At 69.8% G+C, this 20472-nt stretch carries 19 protein-coding genes; 10 read left to right on the top strand and 9 right to left on the bottom strand.

Translation table 11 applies throughout. The features are described from left to right. Positions 1-31 precede the first annotated feature (31 nt). The 3 genes from K0817_RS06140 to K0817_RS06150 all read left to right on the top strand — a co-directional run bounded on the left by K0817_RS06140 (position 32) and on the right by K0817_RS06150 (position 4177). Positions 32-1840 carry a DUF2207 domain-containing protein gene (locus K0817_RS06140; protein WP_253735220.1) on the top strand — a complete coding sequence of 603 codons (1809 nt, stop codon included), beginning with the start codon at positions 32-34 and terminating at the stop codon, positions 1838-1840. Between the two features lie 90 nt (positions 1841-1930). After that, a complete protein-coding gene (locus tag K0817_RS06145; protein ID WP_219980503.1) occupies positions 1931-3598 on the top strand; it encodes an alpha-amylase family protein in 1668 nt (555 codons plus the stop codon). Positions 3599-4009: 411 nt separating this feature from the next. Further along, positions 4010-4177, top strand: coding sequence for a hypothetical protein (locus K0817_RS06150; protein ID WP_219980504.1), 168 nt, complete (start codon positions 4010-4012; stop codon positions 4175-4177). Positions 4178-4236: 59 nt separating this feature from the next. Here K0817_RS06150 and K0817_RS06155 read toward each other — a convergent pair whose 3' ends face one another. Beyond that, positions 4237-4722 (bottom strand): Rrf2 family transcriptional regulator, encoded by a 486-nt coding sequence (locus tag K0817_RS06155; protein WP_219980505.1) that lies wholly within the window; start codon positions 4720-4722, stop codon positions 4237-4239. A 59-nt stretch (positions 4723-4781) separates the two neighbouring features. On the opposite strand from K0817_RS06155, the gene K0817_RS06160 reads away from it, so the two are divergent. Further along, positions 4782-5525: an SDR family oxidoreductase gene (locus K0817_RS06160; RefSeq protein ID WP_219980506.1), complete on the top strand. Its 744-nt coding sequence runs from the start codon at positions 4782-4784 to the stop codon at positions 5523-5525. Positions 5526-5550: 25 nt separating this feature from the next. Here the strand turns inward: K0817_RS06160 and K0817_RS06165 are convergent, their stop codons facing one another. Together K0817_RS06165 and pgi are read right to left on the bottom strand one after the other, a co-directional pair. Beyond that, complete coding sequence (locus tag K0817_RS06165) at positions 5551-6483, bottom strand: phospholipase (protein WP_219980507.1); 933 nt, start codon at positions 6481-6483, stop codon at positions 5551-5553. 183 nt (positions 6484-6666) lie between these two features. Beyond that, on the bottom strand, positions 6667-8349 hold the full coding sequence (gene pgi, locus K0817_RS06170; protein WP_219980508.1) for a glucose-6-phosphate isomerase: 1683 nt from the start codon (positions 8347-8349) through the stop codon (positions 6667-6669). 308 nt (positions 8350-8657) lie between these two features. Between pgi and K0817_RS06175 the strand changes: the two genes are divergently transcribed. After that, entirely contained in the window at positions 8658-9017 is a 360-nt protein-coding gene (locus tag K0817_RS06175) for an HNH endonuclease (protein ID WP_219980509.1), read from the top strand. 17 nt (positions 9018-9034) lie between these two features. Here K0817_RS06175 and K0817_RS06180 read toward each other — a convergent pair whose 3' ends face one another. Further along, positions 9035-9868: a triacylglycerol lipase gene (locus K0817_RS06180; protein ID WP_219980510.1), complete on the bottom strand. Its 834-nt coding sequence runs from the start codon at positions 9866-9868 to the stop codon at positions 9035-9037. A 24-nt stretch (positions 9869-9892) separates the two neighbouring features. Continuing rightward, positions 9893-10573, bottom strand: a complete 681-nt coding sequence (locus K0817_RS06185) for a TetR/AcrR family transcriptional regulator (protein WP_219980511.1) — start codon at positions 10571-10573, stop codon at positions 9893-9895. Positions 10574-10683: 110 nt separating this feature from the next. On the opposite strand from K0817_RS06185, the gene K0817_RS06190 reads away from it, so the two are divergent. Then, the gene (locus K0817_RS06190; RefSeq protein WP_219980512.1) at positions 10684-12189 is read left to right on the top strand and encodes an MFS transporter; all 1506 of its coding nucleotides are present in this window, start codon (positions 10684-10686) and stop codon (positions 12187-12189) included. A gap of 34 nt (positions 12190-12223) precedes the next feature. Here the strand turns inward: K0817_RS06190 and K0817_RS06195 are convergent, their stop codons facing one another. Then, positions 12224-13945, bottom strand: coding sequence for an amidase (locus K0817_RS06195; protein ID WP_219980909.1), 1722 nt, complete (start codon positions 13943-13945; stop codon positions 12224-12226). After that, positions 13945-14994: an agmatine/peptidylarginine deiminase gene (locus K0817_RS06200; protein WP_219980513.1), complete on the bottom strand. Its 1050-nt coding sequence runs from the start codon at positions 14992-14994 to the stop codon at positions 13945-13947. The genes K0817_RS06195 and K0817_RS06200 overlap by 1 nt, the downstream gene beginning before the upstream one ends. Before the next feature lie 87 nt (positions 14995-15081). On the opposite strand from K0817_RS06200, the gene K0817_RS06205 reads away from it, so the two are divergent. The 4 genes from K0817_RS06205 to K0817_RS06220 all read left to right on the top strand — a co-directional run bounded on the left by K0817_RS06205 (position 15082) and on the right by K0817_RS06220 (position 17704). After that, on the top strand, positions 15082-15726 hold the full coding sequence (locus K0817_RS06205) for a TetR/AcrR family transcriptional regulator (RefSeq protein WP_219980514.1): 645 nt from the start codon (positions 15082-15084) through the stop codon (positions 15724-15726). Between the two features lie 28 nt (positions 15727-15754). Continuing rightward, positions 15755-16456 (top strand): M23 family metallopeptidase, encoded by a 702-nt coding sequence (locus tag K0817_RS06210; RefSeq protein ID WP_219980515.1) that lies wholly within the window; start codon positions 15755-15757, stop codon positions 16454-16456. A gap of 140 nt (positions 16457-16596) precedes the next feature. Next, on the top strand, positions 16597-16788 hold the full coding sequence (locus tag K0817_RS06215; RefSeq protein WP_219980516.1) for a hypothetical protein: 192 nt from the start codon (positions 16597-16599) through the stop codon (positions 16786-16788). 82 nt (positions 16789-16870) lie between these two features. Beyond that, positions 16871-17704: an aldo/keto reductase gene (locus K0817_RS06220; RefSeq protein WP_219980517.1), complete on the top strand. Its 834-nt coding sequence runs from the start codon at positions 16871-16873 to the stop codon at positions 17702-17704. Between the two features lie 66 nt (positions 17705-17770). Here K0817_RS06220 and K0817_RS06225 read toward each other — a convergent pair whose 3' ends face one another. Both K0817_RS06225 and K0817_RS06230 read right to left on the bottom strand, forming a co-directional pair. Beyond that, positions 17771-19531 (bottom strand): beta-galactosidase, encoded by a 1761-nt coding sequence (locus tag K0817_RS06225; RefSeq protein ID WP_219980518.1) that lies wholly within the window; start codon positions 19529-19531, stop codon positions 17771-17773. 132 nt (positions 19532-19663) lie between these two features. Next, positions 19664-20410, bottom strand: coding sequence for an NAD-dependent epimerase/dehydratase family protein (locus tag K0817_RS06230; RefSeq protein ID WP_219980519.1), 747 nt, complete (start codon positions 20408-20410; stop codon positions 19664-19666). Between the last annotated feature and the right edge of the window lie 62 nt (positions 20411-20472).

The raw sequence follows: 20472 nt of genomic DNA on the forward strand, positions 1-20472 counted from the left end.
TACGGCGAACCGGCACCCGTAGGCTGACCTCATGGGGACTGGATTCGCCGCGCGTGCGCGGAGCCGCCGCCGCTCTGCCGTCGGACTGCTTGTCGCGATCGTCGCAGGGCTGCTCGCCACGCTCACAGGGCTCGGGGGCGCCGCCGCGCACGCGGATGTCAACGACTTCACGTTCGAGAGCCTCGACGTCGAGTATCAGCTGGGCCGTGATGAGGACGGCGCGAGCACGCTGACGGTCGTCGAGACCTTCGTCGCGCTGTTCCCGCAGCACGATCAGAACCGGGGGATGCAGCGAGCCGTCCCCGACTCGTACCAAGGTGCGCCCCTGCATCCCGAGCTCGTCTCGATCACCGACGGGAGCGGCGCCCCGCGGCCGTCCGAGGTGGAGTCCGAAGACGGCTGGTACGTCATGACCTCACGTGCCGACGATTTCGTGCACGGACGCCAGACCTACGTCTTCACGTACACGCTGACCAACGTCGCGCGCCACTTCGCCGATACGGCGGCAGACGAGTTCTACTGGAACGTCAACGGCACCCGCTGGGAGCAGCCATTCGGCAGCGTCACCGCGCGGGTCACGATGACAGACGCGCTCGCCGAAGCGCGTACCGGCGAACAGGCGTGCTACGTCGGCGCCCAGGGCTCGACCCAGACGTGCACCATCACCGGCGACGGCACCGCGGCCGAGGCATCCGTCGGCCCCCTGGCTCCTCACGAGACCATGACCATCGCGATCGGCTTCGAGCAGGGCACCTTCACGCCGTTCGACTCGACGTACTTCGCCTCGCCGTGGGGCTGGCTGCAGGCAGGCGCCGCGGCGCTCGGCCTCGGCGGCGCGGTCGTCCTCGCCGCGCGGACGCGCCGGCGGCACCTGCGCAACGCGCCGGGCCGCCCGGTCGTCGTGGCCGAGTTCACTCCGCCGCGGGGCATCGACGCGCTCGAGAGCGCGGTGATGCTGGGCATGACCACCAAGGCGATTCCGGCCGAGGTGCTCGAGCAGGCTGTCGTGGGCAGCATCCGCATCGAAGAGGGTGCGCAGAAATGGTGGGGCGGCACCAAGCTCAAAGCGGTGCTCGTCGATCCGTCGAGGGCCGATGGTGATGGGCGGATGCTGCTGCAGGGGCTCTTTCCGGACGGCCGACCAGGCGACGAGTTCGAGTTCGGTCGCACCGACACGAGATTCTCGTCGGCCGCGCAGTCGATCCTCAAGAGCGCCGGGCAGGAGCTCGTCACGCGAGGACTGCAGCGGCAGGTGCGGGGCGGGGTGCGGGCGGTGCCCGTCCTCGTCGCGATCGGAGCCGCCGTGCTCGTGGTCGGCTTCGGGATCGCCGGGCTCATCGGGTTCGTGCAGCCGCTCGTGCCCATCGTTCTGATCGTCGCGGCTGTGCTCGCCGTGCTGCTGGTCATCGTCTTGGTCGTGCACAAGCCGCTCACGGCGGCGGGCGCCGAGACCCGCGATCATCTCCTGGGTCTCAAGCAGTTCATCGAGTGGGCCGAGGCCGACCGCATCCGGATGCTGCAGTCGCCGGAGGGCGCCGAGAGAGTGCCCGTCGACACCGGCGACCCGCGCCAGATGCTGCGGCTGTACGAGACACTGCTGCCCTACGCGGTCGTCTTCGGCCAGGAGAAGCAGTGGGCACGCGAGCTCGCTGTGCTGTACGGCGAGGGCAACTCGCCCACGTGGTACGCGGGCGGCTCCGGGTTCAACGCCGCCGCTTTCTCGGCCGGCATCTCGCATCTGTCATCGAGCTCGGCGTCGGCATCATCGACATCGGGCGGCTCGAGCGGCGGCGGCTCGGCCGGCGGTGGCGGTGGCGGTGGGGGCGGCGGTGGGGTCTAGGCCCCGATGCGCTTCTTCGTGTCCTAGCCGATCCGCGCGGCCCGCGAAAGGGGCTTCTGCGAGGCATCCGTCCCGACAAGGCTCGGGGGAATGAGAATCACCGACACGAGCGACCTGTGGTGGAAGTCCGCCGTCATCTATTGCTTGGACGTCGAGACGTTCTTCGACTCGAACGGCGACGGGGTCGGCGACATGCAGGGCCTGGCCGCCCGCATCGACTACCTCGCCCAGCTGGGTGTGACCTGCATCTGGCTCATGCCGTTCTACCCGACGCCGGACCGGGACGACGGATACGACGTCACGGACTTCTACGGCGTCGACCCGCGGCTGGGCGATCACGGCACATTCGTCGAGATGGTGCGCACGGCCAAGGACCGGGGGATGCGCGTGATCGTCGACCTCGTGATCAACCACACATCGGACCGGCATCCGTGGTTCGTCTCGGCCAAGCGCAGCGTGAACTCGCCGTACCGCGACTACTACGTGTGGCGAGACGACGCGCCTCCGAAGGGTCAGAAGAACTCGGTGTTCCCAGGCGAGGCGGACGGGATCTGGACGAAGGACGAGAAGTCGGGGCAGTGGTATCTGCACAGCTTCTACGAGCACCAGCCCGACCTCAACGTCGCGAATCCGCGGGTACGAGATGAGATCGCGCGAACGGTCGGGTTCTGGCTGCAGCTCGGCGTCGCCGGGTTCCGGGTCGACGCGGTGCCGTTCCTGCTCGAGGTGCCCGAGGGCGCCGAGATGGCCAATCCGCACGACTTCCTCCGCGACGTGCGGCGGTTCCTGCAGCGACGCTCGAGCGAAGCGGTGCTGCTGGGCGAGGTGAATCTGCCGTACGACCAGCAGGTCGCCTACTTCGGCGCGAACGATGACGGCCAGGAACTCACGATGCAGTTCGACTTCGCCGCCATGCAGCGGCTGTACCTGTCGCTCGTGCGCCAGGACCCTGCGCCCCTCGTCGAGGTGCTGAGCGAGCGGCCGAAGCTACCCATCGAAACGCAGTGGGCGAACTTCCTGCGCAACCACGACGAACTCACACTCGACCAGCTGAGCGAGGACGAGCGGCAAGAAGTGTTCGCGGCGCTCGCGCCGGACGAGAAGCAGCGCGTATACGGGCGTGGCATCGTGAGGCGACTGCCGGCGATGCTCGAGGGCGACCCGCGGCGCATCCGCATGGCGTACAGCCTGTTGTTCACCATGCCTGGCACGCCTGTGATGTTCTACGGCGAAGAGATCGGGATGGGTGAGAACGCCGACATCCCCGGCCGGCAGGCCGTGCGCACGCCGATGCAGTGGTCACGCGACAAGAACGGTGGATTCTCGGATGCCGCGGCTTCGCGCCTCGTCGCGAGACCCCCGGGCGACGGCTTCGCACCGGAGCACGTCAACGTCGCCGATCAGCTCGAGGATCGCGAATCGCTGCTGCACTTCTTCCGCGACCTGATCTCGCGTTATCGGATCTCTCCAGAGCTCGGCTGGGGCAGATTCGAGGTGCTGTCGCCGAAGGGGTCGCGGGTGCTGGTGCATTCGCTGCAGGCGGATGTCGGGCGCATGGTGGCCGTGCACAACTTCAGCGACGCGCCGGCGACCACGGCCTTCACCGTCGAGGACGAGCCGGACGGCGCATCCCTCGTCGACCTGCTCGGCGCCGACCGGATCCCGCTCGGGGATCGCGGGAGCATCGAGCTCGAGGTGCCCGCATACGGCTACCGCTGGCTGCGTGTCGCCCGTCCCGGAGACGGGCGGGTCACGTAGGACCGGTCGAGGCGTGAGGGCGTCAGCGCACAGAAAAGGGCCGGTCGGAGAGGCTACCGACCGGCCCTTGTCCCTGCACCAAGAGTGTCCTGCAATCACATTCCGGTCGCTGCCACAGCAAAACAACTACCGTTCCTGAACTCTATAACGGCCAGGTAACGAAGGCAAGGTCTTCTCGTTATCTTTCTGTGATCTGAATCCCGTCGCGCCTTGGCGGCGCGGCGGGCAAAGGTGAGGGCCGGTCGGAGAGGCTACCGACCGGCCCTTGTCCCTTTGCACCAAGAGTGTCCTGCAATCACATGCCGGTAGCTGCCACAGCAAAACAACTACCGTGCAAGCACTGTATAACGGCGAGATAACGAGGGCAAGGGTTTGCCGTTATCTTTTCGTGACCGAGGGAGGAGTGTAGATGTGTACAGTGTGAACATCCACACCTGCATACCGGAGGTTCCGCCCTACGGGCGTCGAGAAGCGTGGCAGAACTCTCCGGAGGGCTGGCCGCAGGCTGAGACCTTCGACGGCTGGCTGAGCTCGCAGCAGGTCGCGCAGTACTACGGGTCGCAGACGCCCGTTCACTGAACGCCCGTCCGTCCGTCGGCCAGGATGGACTCGCGGCATCCACTCGCGGCGCGCCGGCTTCAGCGGTGCGGAAGCGGATCCTCGACGAGCAGCCGGCGGTTCTTCGCGATCACCTCGGGGGCGAGGCCCGCGGCGATCTCACCGAGCGTGACCGCTCGAAGCGACTCCAGCCATGCGTCGTGGGCGCGATGCATGGCCGCCGCCAGTGCGCACGGCCGCGTGCAGTCTTCGGGCCGGGCACTCCCGCGGCCCTGCTGTCGCAGCTCGCGGCACACGTAGGGATCCGAGACGCCGTCGACGGCCGCGACGACGTCGAGGAGGGTGATCTGCGATGCCGGCCGCGCCAGGCGGAAGCCTCCGCGCGGTCCGGTGCTGCCGGTGAGGATGCCGCCGCGCACGAGCTTCGCGAGCTGCTTCGAGAGGTAAGGGTTGGGTACGCCGAAGTGCACGGCCAGCTGCGCTCCCGAGATCGTCGAGTCCGCGGGGAGTTGTGCGAGCACTGCGGCCGTGTGCAGCGCCCACTCCGTGGTCTCGGGAAGTTTCACTTGTCCAGGATACCTGTCACGGTTATTGTGGACACTAAATATCCATAATAGGAGGTCTCATGCGCAGTGCAGTGGCAGGCGGTACCGGTCGGATCGGAGCCCTCGTGGTGAAGCGTCTTCGCGCTCGCGGCCATGACGTCGTGTCTCTCAGCCGCGGGCAGGGCGTCGATCTCGTCACGGGTGAGGGGCTGCACGGCGCGCTCGCCGGAGTCGACGTCGTCATCGACGTCAGCAATCCGGCCGTCGCCGAGGTCGCGACTGCGGAGCGAGTGTTCGCCGCCGTCAGCGAGAACCTGCTCGCCGCCGAGGCGAAGGCCGGTGTGGGTCACCACATCGCGCTGTCGATCGCCGCCGCCGACCGGGTGCTCGGCAACCCGCACTATTACGGCAAGCGGGTTCAGGAGCAGGTCGTTGCCGCCGGTCCGGTGCCGTACACGATCGCTCCCGCGACGCAGTTCCACGACTTTCCGGCGATGATCGCCGACTGGAGCACGGTCGACGGAGTGTCGCACGTGCCGCCGCTCCTGCTGCAGCCGGCCGCACCGGAAGACGTCGCCGACGTGCTGGTCGAACTGGCCGAGGGCGAGCCGCAGGGACGCTACGCCGACATCGCGGGCCCCCTGACGGAGGACGCCGTCGACATGGCGCGTCGCACGCGTGCGGCCCACGCGGATGCCCGGCCGCTCCGGGCGAGCTGGCGGGGTGTGGCCCTCGGCGTCGAGTTCGCCGGAGAGGTCATGCTGCCGGGCGACGGCGCGCGGATCACGCCGACGACGTTCGACGACTGGCTCGCCGCGCTCTGACCTGAATCGCGACGGCGCCGGTGCGTCAGTACCAGTTGGTCGCCTGCGAGTGGCCCCACGCGGCACACGGCGAGCCGTAGGCGCGCGAGATGTAGTCCAGGCCCCACGCGATCTGCGTCGCGGCGTTGGTCTGCCAGTCGGCGCCGGCCGTGGCCATCTTGCTGCCGGGGAGGGACTGCGGGATGCCGGTGGCACCGCTGGAGGCGTTATAGGCCTGGTAGTTCCAGTTCGACTCTTTCTCCCACAGCGAGTTCAGGCACGAGAACTGGTCGGCGCCCCAGCCGTGGCGCTCGGCCGCCATCGCCTGGGCCGTCGCGCGGGCACCCTCGGGAGTGTTCGCAGCAGCGAGCGCGGCTGCGGCCGCTTCGGCCTGCCGCTGCGCTTCGGCTGCCGCCGCAGCGGCCGCGGCAGCAGCCTCCTCGGCTGCTTCCTCGGCGGCCCGCTGGGTCCGCGCGGTGTCGAGACGTTCCCGCAATTCGGCGATGCGAGCGGTGATCGTCCGCGTCTGGGTGGCGACGTCATCGGCAGCGTCGGGCAGCAGCAGCAGCGGAACGATGTCGAGGTTCGCGAGCTCGGCGATCGCGACGCGGAGGCGAGTGGTGTCGATCGTGCTGTTCTCGGCGCCCAGTTCCAGTCCTGACCCGACGATCTCGGCATCGGTGGCGGCGGCCTCTGCCAATGCGAGCCGTCCCGTCTCGAGAGTGGCATCCGCGTCGGCGGCGACGTCGCGCAGCGACTCGGTGGCCGGGAGCACACTCGCGGCGGCGGCGACGGCTGCCGACGAAGCCGTCAGGGGGGAGGCGGCTGCGGCGGCGAGGCTCGGCGGCGCGAGCGTGAGGCCGACGGATGCGACGATCCCGGCCGCGGCGACGGCGATCACCGGCAGGGCGCGGCGCCGGCGAGTCCGGCGGGCGCGGAGCGTGCGGCGGGCAGGAGAGGACGAGGGGTCTGAGAGCATGACGAACGTACGATCCTTCGGGTGTTCCGCGCGGGCTCAGCCGTGCGGGGCGCCCTCGGGTGGACGCACAAGTCCCCGAGTCTGCGCCGCCGGTCTGGACGAGTCCTCCGGTTTTGCTGGACGAACCGTGTACGCGGCCCTCGACGCGGGAAGGATGCCGGGGCCACCGGCATCCGGATTCACTCAGTCCTTACGGTGCGCGGCGTAGTATGCGAGGAGCGCCCGGGTGGAGGCATCCTGTGCCGCAACGGCCTGCTCGTCGCCCTCGATCGCGGGCGCGATCTGCAGCGCGAGCTGCTTGCCGAGCTCGACGCCCCACTGGTCGAACGAGTTCACGCCCCACACCACGCCCTGGGTGAAGGTGATGTGCTCGTACAGCGCGATGAGCTGGCCGAGCACCGACGGCGTGAGTGCCGGGGCAAAGATCGACGTCGTCGGCTTGTTGCCGGCGAATGTCCGTGCGGCCACGAGCGCGCCGGTCGTGCCCTCGGCCTCGACCTCTTCGGCGGTCTTGCCGAACGCAAGGGCCTTGGTCTGCGCGAGGAAGTTCGACAGGAACAGTCCGTGCACATCGCGTCCGTCGTCGGCGAGCGGGTACGCCGGGTTGGCGAACGCGATGAAATCCGCCGGAATCAGGCGCGTGCCCTGGTGGATGAGCTGATAGAACGCGTGCTGCCCGTTGGTGCCGGGCTCGCCCCAGAACACCTCGCCCGTGTCGGTGGTGACGGGGCTGCCGTCCCAGCGCACCGACTTGCCGTTCGACTCCATCGTGAGCTGCTGCAGGTACGCGGCGAAACGGTGCAGCTGCTGCGCGTACGGCAGCACGGCGTGCGACTGCGCGCCGAGGAAGTTCGAGTACCAGACGTTCAGCAGGCCCATCACGACCGGAACGTTCTGCTCGAGAGGAGTGGTGCGCACGTGCTCGTCGACGGCGTGGAAACCGGCGAGCAGCTCACGGAAGACGTCCGGTCCGAGCTCGATCATCAGCGAGAGCCCGATCGCCGAGTCGACGGAGTACCTCCCGCCGACCCAATCCCAGAACCCGAACGCGTTGTCGGTGTCGATGCCGAACGCGGCGACCTTGTCGAGCGCGGTCGAGACTGCCACGAAGTGATGGGCGACGGCATCCGTCTTCGCATCGTCGGAGCCGTCGATGGCACCGGCGCTCTCGAGACCCGCCCAGAGCCAGTCACGGGCCAGGCGGGCATTGGTGAGCGTCTCGAGCGTCGTGAAGGTCTTCGAGGCGACGATGAAGAGCGTGGTCTCGGGATCGAGCCCCTTCGTCTTCTGCGCGATGTCGGTGGGATCGATGTTCGAGACGAAACGCGCCTCGATGCCGGCCGTCGCATAGGGCTCGAGCGCGGCAGAGACCATGACGGGCCCGAGATCGGATCCGCCGATGCCGATGTTGACGATGTGGGTGACCTTCTTGCCGGTCACGCCGGTCCATTCGCCACTGCGCACGCGGTCGGCGAAGAGCGACATCGCGTCGAGCACAGCATGCACGTCGGCATCGACGTCCTGCCCGTCGATGACGAGGGCGGGGGATGCCCCGGCCGGGCGCCGCAGTGCGGTATGCAGCACCGCGCGGTCCTCGGTGGTGTTGATGTGCTCGCCGGCGAGCATCGCGGCATAGCGCTCGGCCACGCCCGTCTGCTCCGCGAGGCGCACCAGCGCGGCGAGGATCTCGTCGGTCAGCAGGTTCTTCGACAGGTCGACGTGCAGGTCGGCGAGGTCGAAGGTGAAGCGCTCGACACGGTGCGGATCGGAGGCGAACCAGCCCCGCAGATCGGGCGAGAACGAGTCGCGGATGCTGCTGAGCTCAGCCCAGGCGGAGGTGGCGGTGGCGTCGACGGGGGCGGTCACGTCCTTTACGGTACCCGCACCGGGGCGCGCGTTGGTTTCGCAATCCTCACAGTCCGAGCCCGCTCGCTGTGACCCCGCCGAGTACGCCCGGTCTCGCCGAGCCCGCTCGCTGTGACCTCCCGCCGAGTACGCCCGGTCTCGCCGAGCCCGCTCGCTGTGACCTCCCGCCGAGTACACATGGTCTCGCCGAAACCGCATGCTGCCGACGTCGACGGCGTGCTGTCTCGGCGAGAACGCACGTACTCGACATGAAGGGCGGGGCGGCCCGGCGCCGCCGTCCGGGCGCCGGGCGCGGGTAGCCTGCGAGCATGCCCGTGAGTCAGACCCGTCGTGCGCGCGCCGCGCGGCGCCGGGCGCGCCGCGTCGCGGCCGTCGACAACGACCTCACGCTCGACGAATGGGCGGCGATCCTCGAGGCGTGGGGAGCATGCGCGTACTGCGGGCTCGCCGAGGGGCCGTTCCAGAAGGACTGCGTCCTGCCGATCTCGCGCGGCGGCCGCTATACCTTCGAGAACGTGGTTCCCGCGTGCCGCTCGTGCAACGCCAGCAAGAGCAACGACGAAGTCACGGGGTGGCTGCGGCGCAAGCGCCTCGATGAGCGCGCCTTCCTGCTGCGGCACGTCGAGATCCTCGCGGCCTGGCGTTCGGTGGGCACGAGCGCACCCTGAACGCCGGATGCCGGGAGTCAGGGGCGCGAGAGCAGGGCGATGCCGTCCAGCACGGCGCGATGGGTCACAGGTGAGCCCAGTATCCGGAAGTGGCCCCGGGCGGTCACGGCGATGTTGGTCGCACCGTCCAGCGCGCTGCCTTCGGGGATGTGCGGATCGAACGGGCCGAACACCGAGACGATCCGTCCATTGATCGACGTCTCGCGTCCGAGCATGACGATCGTCTCGTCTTCGGGAAGGAAGGCGCGGATGCTCGGGTCCGCGAACAGCAGCCGCGCACGGCGGGCGCCGCCGAACGGGGTCGCGACGGCGACCAGTCCGAGCAGCCCGAGCGCGGCGCCCCCGGCAGGCGGGGTAGCGGTGGCCGCGGCATCCGCCGGCTCCCCGCCCGCAGCCGCTTCGGCCGCCGCGTCGATCGCTGCTCCCGAACGCACGAGCACATGCTTGCCGATGAGGCCGCCCTTGCTGTGCGCCACGAGGACACGCCCGGCCTCAGGCGGCGGCGTGGCGGCGAGCAGCCGCGTGAGGCGCTCGGCGGTGTCGGGGATGCTGCGCCGATTCACCCCGAGGCCGTGGACGACGAGAACCCGATGCCCCGCCGCCGCGAGTGCGTCGCCGAGCGGCCGCAGAAAGGTCCAGTGCTCGTACACGCCGGGCAGCAGGTACACCTCGGGTAGCGTGGCGTCGGCCCGCCGCCATGCGTCCGGAGTCGGCCGGCGACGACCGATCGCCCACGGCAGGGTCAGCACGGCGAGTTGTCGTCGTAGGGCGTAGGCATAGTCGGCCGCCCACCACAGCCCGCGGCGCACCGGTCCGGGCCGGGCTCCGGCTGCCGGCGATGCAGGGGTCATGCGCGAAGTCTAGGAGGCTGGGGTTCAGGTGGCCGAAGACCGGGCGCCGCGGGTTGCGGCATCCAGGGCGGCAGTCGTGCCACGTACGCCGGTGATCGTGGACTCCACGACGGCATGGGCGAGGGCATCGATCACGGGTGCGGGCTGCCACTGCACCGGACCGTGCACGGCGATCTCGGCGAACCCGTGCACCGACGACCAGCAGGCCCACTCGGCGAACGGACGACGCTCGGGGTCGAGGGCTCCGGCATCCACCATCTCGTCAAGGGTGTCCAGCAGCAGCTGGAAGGGCGCGACCACCTCGTCGTCGAGCGTCACGATGCCTTCGCTCGGCTGGACGTCCTGGATCGAGAACGCCATCTCGAACCATCCGCGCTCGGCGCGGGCGAAGTCGATGTAGGCGTGGCCGACACGGCGAAGTCGCTCGACGGATGCCTCGGCCTGGGGCAGTCCGGGCGGCGTGGCCGCGACGCGCTGCCCGATCGCCCGGGCGAGGGCCAGTTGTGCCTCGGTGGCGACCGCGCGGACGAGATCCTCGCGGTCCGCGAAGTGGCGGTAGGCGGCGTTGGGCGAGACGCCGACGGCGCGCGTGACCTCGCGCAGGGTGACGGCCTCGGGGCCGCCCGTCCGGGCGAGCTTCATCCCCTCGTCGATGAGGGCATGTCGGAGGTCTCCGTGATGATAGCTGCGTACCGCTGGAGTCAATTGCGCCGTCCCGCTCGAGTGTGTACGGTGTGAACATCAATGTGCACGGTGTCCACATTGAGAGTACCCCTCCTCCCGTTCTCTGCTGAATCCACACGCCAAGGAATGCCATGAGCCAGTCATCGCCGGCGATCGAAGAGCCCCTGCAGTACACGCCGGGGCCGCGCACGCTGCGCTACTTCTACCAGGTGCTGATCAACACCGCGCTGGCCAACATCACCTCGAGCTATCTCTGGTGGGCGCTGACCTTCTGGGCATACCTCGAGACCCGTTCGGTGATGGCGACGGCGATCATCGGCGGCTCGTACATGCTCCTGGTCGCCCTCCTCGGTGTGGTGTTCGGAGCGATCGTCGACCACATGAAGAAGAAGGCCGTCATGGTCATCTCCAGCGTCGTGACGCTGTCGACGTACATGCTGGCCGGAGCACTGTATCTGTCATTCCCCGAGAGCGTGCTCGTGAACTGGGGCGGGCCATGGTTCTGGGTGTTCGCCGGCGTCATCCTCATCGGCGGCGTGGTCGAGAACATGCGCAACATCGCGCTGTCGACGACGGTGACGCTGCTCGTCCCCGGCGACCGCCGTGACAAGGCGAACGGCCTCGTGGGCGCTGTGCACGGCATCGCGTTCATGGTGACGAGCGTGTTCTCTGGCCTGTCGGTCGGCCTTCTCGGCATGGGCTGGACCGTCGTGATCGCGATCGTCGCGACCGCGATCGCTCTTCTGCACATGCTCTTCGTGCCGATCCCCGAGCGCGGCATCGCACACATCGAGGGCGAGGCGCCCAAGGGATTCGGCTTCCGTGAGGTGATCCCCGCGGTGATGGTGGTGCCCGGGCTGCTCGCGCTGATCCTCTTCTCGACCTTCAACAACCTCGTCGGCGGCGTCTTCATGGCGCTGATGGACCCGTACGGGCTGACTCTCTTCTCGGTCGAGATCTGGGGCATCATCCTGGGCATCGCCAGCTTCGGCTTCATCATCGGCGGTGGACTCGTGGCGAAGTTCGGACTGGGCAAGAATCCGGTGCGCACGATGCTGATGGTCAACATCGGCATCGCCGTGCTCGGCATGACGTTCGCCATCCGGGAGCTGTGGTGGCTCTATGCCCTCGGCATCCTCGTCTTCATGTGCCTTATGCCCATCGCCGAGGCGTCCGAGCAGACGATCGTCCAGCGAGTCGTGCCGTATGAGAAGCAGGGTCGCGTGTTCGGGTTCGCCCAGAGCGTCGAGTCGGCCGCCGCGCCCGTCTCGGCCTTCCTCGTCGGGCCGTTGGCGCAATTCTGGCTCATCCCGTACATGGACTCGCAGCCTGGTCGGGACTCGCTCGGCTGGCTGCTCGGAGAGGGCGAGGCCCGCGGCATCGCGCTGGCGTTCGTCGGAGCGAGCGCGGTGCTGCTGGTCGTGGTGCTGCTCGCGTTCGCGTCCAAGCCGTATCGCGATCTCTCCGCGGCGTACGCGGCCGCTCCGCCGTCGTTGCCCACCGAGGAGACGACGGATGCCGCGGCCGAGGCGCCCGCCGAGCCGGGTGCCACCGACCAGGCGCCCGCGGATCTCGACTCCGACGCCGTAGAGGCGATCGGCGAGGCGGGCGAGGATCTGCGGTCCAGCGTCCGCTGAGTTCCGCGCCACAGCCCCCGGCGACCGATCCGGCTCAGCCGAGCTCAGGAGTTCGCGGGGGAGGTGTGCGGCGGGGGCGCAGTGCCTCGAACGCGGCAGCCCAGGCCAGCAGGCCGGGGTCGGCGTACACGGGGCCGGCGAAGGTCAGACCCACCGGCATCCCGATGTCGGTCATCGTGCCCATCGGCACGGTGACCGTCGGGATGCCGAGGTGACGGATCGCGAGGTTGCCGTTGGCGACCCATACGCCGTTGCGCCAGGCCGCGTCTGCTGAGTCCGCGTTCACATCGGCGTCGGCCGGCCCGACATCGGCGACTGCGGGAAAGAGCACCGCGTCGAGGCCGTGCTGTGACATCCAGTCCTCGAAGTCGGCGCGCCGCGTCTGCTCCAGTCCGCGCACGCCCGCCTCCAACTCCGGGATCTCGGTGAAAGAGGCGTAGGGGTGCTCGCGCACCTGCGCGGGATAGGTCGCGATGTCGTCGTCGAACCCGGTGTACCGGTCGGGGAGCGCACCTGGTGGGTGCGGGAAGATCGCGGCTCCGTCGACGGCGTCGAGCCGGTCCAGCGCCGGGTCGCCGTTGGCACGGAGGAAGTCGTCCCATGCCCAGGCCGAGAGGTCGACGATCTCTCGGCGCAGGAACTCCGGGCTCACCAGTCCGCGGGTCGCGATGGTGGGGGCACCCGGACGGTCGCCCTCGTAATTGGTCACGACGGGGAAGTCGACCTCGACCACCTCGGCGCCGGCGGACTCGAGGTCGCGGCGCGCGGCCCGCCACAGCTCCATCACCGACGGGCGGGTCTCGATGCGCGTCCCGGTGGGGCCGCCGATACCCCCGTCGGCGTTCGTGCCGGCGTCGGGGTCGGCGTTGATGTACATGCGCGGCACGCCGAAGCGCTTGCCCGCGAGTGCGGCACGGGCATCGGCGGTGCCGGCCGGCGCCAGCGCCGGATATGACGGTGGACGGCTGGCCGAGGCATCCGGGATCTCGACCCACGGCTGAGCGCGCCAGAAATCGCCGCGCGTTTCGGGATCGACGGCGACCAGCACCTCCAGCACCTCGAGCAGATCGGCCATGGTGCGGGTGTGCGGCACCACGACGTCCATCGTGGGTACGAGCGGCCAGTTGCCGCGCACCGAGATCACCCCGCGCGACGGCGTGTAGGCGCACAGCGCGTTGCTGGACGCGGGCGCGCGCCCGCTCGACCAGGTCTCTTCACCCAGGCCGAAGGCGGCGAACGACGCCGCCGTGGCGGTGCCCGAGCCGTTGGACGACCCTGATCCGAACGCGGACGTGAGGTAGGCGGCGTTGTACGGGCTCTCGGCACGGCCGTAGAGCCCTCGCTGCATGCCGCCGTTGGCCATCGGGGGCATGTTCGTGAGTCCGAGGAGGATGCAGCCGGCCGAGCGGAGCCGCTCGATCGAGAACGCGTCGCGTTGCGCGACGAGATCGGCGAACGCCGGCGAGCCGGCGGCGACCGTGAGCCCACGCACCAGGAACGAATCCTTGGCGGTGTACGGGATGCCGTCGAGCGGGCCGAGCGTGCGTCCCTCGGCGCGGCGGCCGTCGGAGGCCTCGGCCTCGGCACGCGCGTCGGGATTGCGCACCACGACGGAGTTGAGCGCGGTGGCCGTTCCCGGCTCGTCGTACGCGGCGAGGCGCGCGAGATACGCGTCGACCAGGTCGACGGCCGTCACGGCACCGGACTCGAGCGCGGCTCGCAGGTCGGCGATCGTCCTCTCCACGACGGGGAACATCATGCCTCCTCGGCTGCGACCGGCGCCGCCGGCTGCTGCTGGGTGATGCAGTGGATGCCGCCGCCGCCCGCGAAGATCTGCCGGGCGTCGACGGTGACGGCGCGGCGGCCGGGGTACGCCGCCTCGAGGATCTCGCGCGCGCGGGCGTCGGCTCGCGCCTCGCCGAACCCGCACGCGATGATGCCGCCGTTCACCAGGAGGTGGTTGACGTAGCTGTAGTCGACGAACCCCTCCTCGTCCCGGAGGGCCTCGGGCGCCGGGAGGTCGATGATCTCGAATCGGCGGCCCGCGGCATCCGTCTGCTGTCCGAGGAACTCGCGCAGCGCGCGCGACACTTCGAAATCCGGGTGGTCGGGGTTGTGCTGCCTGTGGAGCAGGAGCCGGCCGGGCGTGGCGATCGTCGCAACGATGTCGACGTGGCCGTTGGTGCCGAACTCGTCGTAGTCGCGGGTGAGGCCGCGGGGGAGCCACACCGCTTTCGTGGCGCCGATCGTGCGGGCCAGCTCGGCCTCGACGCGAGCCCGGTCGGCGAAGCGGTTGCGCCGCGGGTCGAGCTGCACGGTCTCGGTGAGGAGCACCGTTCCCTCGCCGTCGACATGGATGCCACCGCCCTCGTTGACGAGCAGCGAACTGACGAGCTCGGCGCCGACGAGTTCGGCGGTGAAGCGGGCATGATCGGCTGCCTTGTGCCACTGAGCCCACTCGGGAGCGCCCCACCCGTTGAAGACCCAGTCCACCGCGCCGAGCATGCCCGGTCGCTCGTCGTCGATCACGAAGGTCGGGCCGTGATCGCGGAACCAGAACTCGTCGACCGGCGTCGGCACGATCTCGATCTCGGGGGCGAGCAGTCGCCGCGCGTCGTTCACCCGGGAGGGATCGACGAGCATGGTGACGGGCTCGAACTCGGCGACGGCGTTCGCGACGTCGCTCCAGGCGGCGTAGAAGCGCTCATGATCGGCCATGTCTTCGCCGAGCGTCGGGCCCTCGGCGGGGAAGGCCATCCAGGTGCGCTCGTGCGGATCCCCTTCGTGCGGCATCCTCCAGGCCATCGCGTGCCCCTTCGCATCGTGTCGTCACAGCTTCATGCCGTAATTGATCTAGCGATCAATAGAGAAGATATCTACACTGGCGAGACGATGTCAAGCACTCCGCCCCGCCCGCGCACGCGCAAGGCCCCCGCCGAGCGAGCAGCCGAGATCGTCGCCGCGGCCACCGCCATCGCACGCGAGAACGGCCTGAGCGCCCTCACGCTGCGCGGAGTCGCCGAGCGCGTCGGGGTCGCGTCCGGACTTGTCGCCCACTATCAGCCGTCGATGGACGATCTGGTCGCTGCCGTCTACACCCACCTCGTCGACGAGGAGATCCGCGACGTCGAGCGGCTTCTCGCAGCGATGGATGACCCGGCTGCGCGAATCGCCGCACTGCTCGCGACCCTCATGGATGACGGCCGCGAGGATCTCACCGTGGTCTGGGTCGAGGGATGGGCGATGGCACGGCGCAACTCCGTGCTCGCCGACGCCGTGCGCACCCAGATGCAGCGCTGGCAGACGCTCGTCGAGGGCATCATCGCCGAGGGATGCCGCCAGGGGCGCTTCACCACCACCGATCCCGGCGCCGTGGCCTGGCAGCTCATCGGCATGATCGACGGCCTGAACGCGCAGTCCCTCGCCCGCGGCACCGACTCCGGCCGCTTCGCCGCGCGCACCGCGCGTGCGGCCGAGGTGCTCGTCGGAGCAGCCCCCGGCGCCTTGGCGGTCGACGACCTCGAGGTGCAGCCGTGACCGCGGGTGATCTCCGCTGGGGTTCACTGTGACTTCGCCCGAGCTCGCCACGCCGGTCGTCGTGGACTTTCCGCTCCGCGGTGAGGGGTGGATGGCGGTGACGACGCCCGCCGCGCGAGTTCCGAGCCACGGCGTGGACCTCCTCGGGCAGCGGTTCGCGTACGACTTCGTGAAGGTCGACGACCGGCCGGGCGTGCACGTGCACCCTGCCTCGACGTTCGTCGCGTCGACCGTCGGCGGCCGCACGGACCAGTGCTACGCGTGGGGTGCCGAAGTGCATGCACCGCTGGACGGGGTCGTTGTGGCCGCGGTCGGCGGCGTGCCCGAGCGCAGTTGGATCAATCCCTTCCGCGAGGCAGGGCGCCAGATCTGGAACGGGATCACCTTCCGCCCGGAGAGGATCCCGGCGATCCTCGGCAACCACGTGATCCTCAGGGCCCGTGGGTCGAGGGAGCTGTACGCCGGGTTCGCACACCTGGTGCCCGGAAGCGTCGCAGTGCGAGCGGGCGACGAGGTCACAGCCGGATCGGTCATCGGACGCGTCGGACACACCGGCAACTCGACCTCGCCGCACCTCCACTTCCAGCTCATGGACTCCGCCGACCTCATGTCGGCTCGCGGCATCGCGTGCGCCTTCGCCGTATACGACGTGCGCGCGGGCGACCGGACGTGGACGCGGGTCGAGCGCGGCATCCCTGGTCGCCGCGAGAGGATCCGCTCGATCAGCTGATACGCGGGCGCCGACCCGCCCGCGTGCCGCGAGGGGTCGGGCTACCTCGCGGGTGCCCGACGCGCAAGCCCCGTGCCCGTCGGTGGCGCCCCGGCTTATGTTCGCAACAGCCAGAGAGAGCAGAGCGAACGGAGGCCCCCATGTCCAGCCAGCCGATTCCCCCCATTGTCCCGCCCGAAGACGGCGACGACGACCTCGGCGTCGACGACGCCGCGCTCACCGATGCCGACGGGCCGCTCGATCCGGACCTCGACGAGGACCGGATCGACAGCGCCGAAGCCGATGAGCGCGCGGCGACCGAGGGCACCCTCGACACCGACGACCGTCCATGACAGCACCGCGCATCGTGCGGATGGGGCGCTGCGCAGATCGCGCGGCGCCCCGACGTGCGGCGAACCGGGCCAGGATGGAAGCATGAGCGCGATCCCCTCCGTGACACTGAACGACGGCACCTGGTTCCCCGAAGTGGGGCTGGGAACGTACAACCTGCGCGGCGAGGAGGGTATCGAGGCGATGGTCGCGGCCGTCGCCTCGGGCTACCGGCTGCTCGACACCGCGGTGAACTACGAGAACGAGCGCGAGGTGGGCGAGGCGGTGCGGCGCAGTGCGGTCGGCCGCGACGAGCTGCTCGTGACCTCGAAGATCCCCGGCCGCCACCACGGCAGGCAGGAGGCGATCGACAGCGTCAAGGGATCGCTCGGGATGCTGGGGCTCGAGCGCATCGACCTGCACCTGATCCACTGGCCGAACCCGAGCGTGGGTCGCTATGTCGAGACGTGGCAGGGGCTCCTCGAGGCGCGTGACCAGGGCCTGGTGCGCTCGATCGGCGTCTCGAACTTCACCGAGGCGATGCTCACGGAACTCATCGAAGAGACCGGCGTCGCGCCCGCGGTGAACCAGGTGGAGCTGCATCCGTACTTCCCGCAAGACGCGCTGCGCGCCTTCCACGCGAAGCACGGCATCCGCACCGAGAGCTGGAGCCCGCTCGCGCGGCGCACCGAGCTGATGACCGAGCAGATCGTGCAGGAGCTCGCCGCCGTCCACGACGTGACGCCGACGCAGGTCGTGCTGCGGTGGCACACGCAGCTCGGCAGCACGCCCATCCCCAAGTCCGCCGATCCGGACCGCCAGCGCGAGAACGCCGATGTCTTCGGCTTCGAGCTGACCGACGACCAGGTGGCCGCGGTCAGCGCGCTCGAGCGAGGTCGGCTGTGGGGCGGCGACCCGAACACCCACGAGGAGATGTAGCGGACGGTCGCCACGCCCCCGCCGACGCCGCGCTGGCGACACAGCGCTGGCACGCTGCGCCGAGCCTCAGGACTCGGTGTGCCCGAGGTCGGGCGCGGCCACGAAGCGCACGTCGGTGCGGGCTGCCTGCAGCTCGAGCACGATGATCTCGTTGCGCCCGGCACGCAGCAGGGGTGCCGGCACGTAGAGGGTGTGCTGCGGCCCGCGAGACCAGTAGCGGCCGATGTTGACACCGTTGATCCACACCGAGCCCTTGCCCCATCCCTGCGTCGAGAGAAAGAGGTCGGCCGGCTCGTCCAGCACGAAAGCGCCCACGCCGAACGCCGGGCCGGCGAGCGCTCCGGGTTCACCGGCGATCGTGGATGCGGCATCCCGCACCGCCGACAGATCGCTCAGATCCAGCGCCATCGCCTGCCAGTGCGTCAGCGGCCGGCCGTTGACGGCCGCCGGCCCGATGAGGCCCTTCGCCTCGCCGATGCGCGGACCGTAGTTGACGCGGCCCTGGTCCTCGAGGAGGATCTCGAGCTCTCCGCGAGCGTCGGCGGGAAGGGCGAGTGCGCGGTCGTGGTGGTCGCGCGCGAGCACGCCGACGGGCGCGCCGTTGAAGCTCACGACGGCCCGGTCGCGCACCTCGGCGAACTCCAGCACACCCGCACCGGCGACGTCGATCTGCGCGCGGTACAGCGCGAAGCCCTCGTAGCGGCCGAGATCCTCCATCGTCGGAAGATGGTCGAAGGCCGCCCACGTGCCGAGTGATTCGGCGACGGCGGCGAGGGGCACAGCGGAGGTCAGGCGGGCGTCCAGGACGGGGGCATCGGATGCCTCGGACGGCGCATCCTCGGGCAGAGCGGTGTACCGGCCGAGCACCTCGCGGAAGGCCCAGTACTTGGCGGTCGGGTTGCCGGCCTCGTCGAGCGGGGCGTCGTAGTCGTAGCTCGTGACGAGCGCCTGATAAACGCCCTTGTCGTTCGCGCCACTGGTGAACCCGGCATTCGTGCCGCCGTGGAACATGTAGACGTTCACGGATGCCCCGGTGCCGAGCAGGTCGTCGAGGTCGCGCGCGGACTCTTCGACCGATGTCGTGTGGTGGTGCGCGCCCCAGTGGTCGAACCACCCGTCCCAGAACTCCGAGCACATGAGGGGCCCGGTCGGCTGATGCCGCCGGAGCGTGGCCAGGCGATCGAGCGAGCGGGAGCCGAACGAGGCGGTCTTGTGCAGCCCGGGAATGCTGCCGTTCTCGAGCATCTCGGGCGTGGGCTGGTCGACCGTGGTGAAGGGGACGGTGAGGCCGATATCGCGATTGAGGTGGACGAGCTTCTCGAGGTAGACCGGGTCATCGCCGTAGGCACCGTACTCGTTCTCGATCTGCACCAGGATGATCGCGCCGCCCCGATCGATCTGGCGGGGGACGAGCGCCGGCGCCAGCTGCCTCATGTATGTGTCGACCGCAGCGAGGTAGCGCGGCTCGTCGCGGCGCACGCCCACCGATTCCGAGGTGAACAGCCACGCGGGCAGTCCGCCGTTGGTCCACTCGGCGCAGATGTAGGGGCCTGGGCGCACGATCGCGTGCATGCCCTCAGCGGCGACGTCATCGAGGAATCGCCCGAGGTCGAGCCCGCCCGAGAGGTCGAACTCGCCCTCGCGGGGAGCATGCGCGTTCCAGGCGACGTACGTCTCGATCGTGTTGAGGCCCATCTGACGCGCCTTGCGGATGCGGTCGCGCCAGAGGTCCGGATGGACGCGGAAGTAGTGCAGCGCCCCCGCCAGGATGCGGAACGGCCGCCCATCCAGCAGGAAGTCGTCGTCGCCGATGCGGAAGTCGCTCATCGCTCTATTCGTGTCCTGTCGTGCCGGTGTCGTGGTGTCGGTGTTCTTGGGTCGGTGTCGTCGTGCAGGAGGCGAGCCCGTCCGGGCGGGCCTCGCGGAGCCTAGCATCGGCCCGCGCGCCCGCGTGGAGATTCACGCGTCGGGCAGGGCGTCGAGCCACTGGGCGAAGGTCTGCCGGCCGAGAAGCGCCTCCCGGCCGGGGAGGAGTGCCCCGCTGCGCAGTGCGTGCCCGTACGCGCCCCGCGGGTCCATTGCGGCGACCAGCCCGCGGGACCCGATCGCGTGCGCGTATGCACGAACCATCGCCAGGAGGTCCTCTTCGCGCGGGCCGGCCAGGTCTGGGGTGCGTCCTGCGGGCTCTCCCTCGGAGAGGTCGAGCAGGTGCTCGGCGACCTCCGCCACCGCGATCGGCTGCACGCGTCCGTGCGGCGCGACATGCATGCCGGCGCGTCCCCGGTGGAAGAGCATCGCCGCGAACTCGTGGAACTGGGTCGTGCGCAGCAGGGTCCAGGGCGTGGGCCCATTGGCGATCAGTCGTTCCTGCACGAGCTTGCCCGCGTAGTAGCCGTCGGGCGCGGCATCCGCTCCCACGATCGTCAGGGCGAGGTGGTGCGGAACCTTCGCGAGGCGCTCGGCGGTGAGGAGGCTCTTGGTGACCCCGGCGAAGAACGACACCGACACGTCGGGCTTTGAGGTGGTGACGTTCGTCGCGTCGATGACGGCATCGACGCCGTCGAGCCGTCCGGCCAGGCCCGCTCCGCTCAGCAGCTCGACGCCGGTACTCCGCGACAGGACGACGACGTCGTGCCCGCGCGCGGCGGCACGAGCCGTCAGGTGGGCGCCGGTGAGGCCGGTGCCGCCGGCGATCGCGAGCTTCACAGCGTCCTCTCGTGTCTGCCTTGTTCGGGTCGCCATGGTGTCCGACGTTCGCGCACCACGGA

Source organism: Microbacterium sp. HD4P20, assembly GCF_019449275.2.
GTDB lineage: Bacteria > Actinomycetota > Actinomycetes > Actinomycetales > Microbacteriaceae > Microbacterium.

What these genes read in the sequence shown, in the direction of transcription:
- K0817_RS06140 (WP_253735220.1), top strand. Translation starts at nt 32, where the DNA reads ATGGGGACTGGATTCGCCGCGCGTGCGCGGAGCCGCCGCCGCTCTGCC.
- K0817_RS06145 (WP_219980503.1), top strand. Translation starts at nt 1,931, where the DNA reads ATGAGAATCACCGACACGAGCGACCTGTGGTGGAAGTCCGCCGTCATC.
- K0817_RS06160 (WP_219980506.1), top strand. Translation starts at nt 4,782, where the DNA reads ATGCGCAGTGCAGTGGCAGGCGGTACCGGTCGGATCGGAGCCCTCGTG.
- K0817_RS06165 (WP_219980507.1), bottom strand. Translation starts at nt 6,483, where the DNA reads ATGCTCTCAGACCCCTCGTCCTCTCCTGCCCGCCGCACGCTCCGCGCC.
- K0817_RS06175 (WP_219980509.1), top strand. Translation starts at nt 8,658, where the DNA reads ATGCCCGTGAGTCAGACCCGTCGTGCGCGCGCCGCGCGGCGCCGGGCG.
- K0817_RS06180 (WP_219980510.1), bottom strand. Translation starts at nt 9,868, where the DNA reads ATGACCCCTGCATCGCCGGCAGCCGGAGCCCGGCCCGGACCGGTGCGC.
- K0817_RS06190 (WP_219980512.1), top strand. Translation starts at nt 10,684, where the DNA reads ATGAGCCAGTCATCGCCGGCGATCGAAGAGCCCCTGCAGTACACGCCG.
- K0817_RS06195 (WP_219980909.1), bottom strand. Translation starts at nt 13,945, where the DNA reads ATGTTCCCCGTCGTGGAGAGGACGATCGCCGACCTGCGAGCCGCGCTC.
- K0817_RS06200 (WP_219980513.1), bottom strand. Translation starts at nt 14,994, where the DNA reads ATGGCCTGGAGGATGCCGCACGAAGGGGATCCGCACGAGCGCACCTGG.
- K0817_RS06205 (WP_219980514.1), top strand. Translation starts at nt 15,082, where the DNA reads ATGTCAAGCACTCCGCCCCGCCCGCGCACGCGCAAGGCCCCCGCCGAG.
- K0817_RS06215 (WP_219980516.1), top strand. Translation starts at nt 16,597, where the DNA reads ATGTCCAGCCAGCCGATTCCCCCCATTGTCCCGCCCGAAGACGGCGAC.
- K0817_RS06220 (WP_219980517.1), top strand. Translation starts at nt 16,871, where the DNA reads ATGAGCGCGATCCCCTCCGTGACACTGAACGACGGCACCTGGTTCCCC.
- K0817_RS06225 (WP_219980518.1), bottom strand. Translation starts at nt 19,531, where the DNA reads ATGAGCGACTTCCGCATCGGCGACGACGACTTCCTGCTGGATGGGCGG.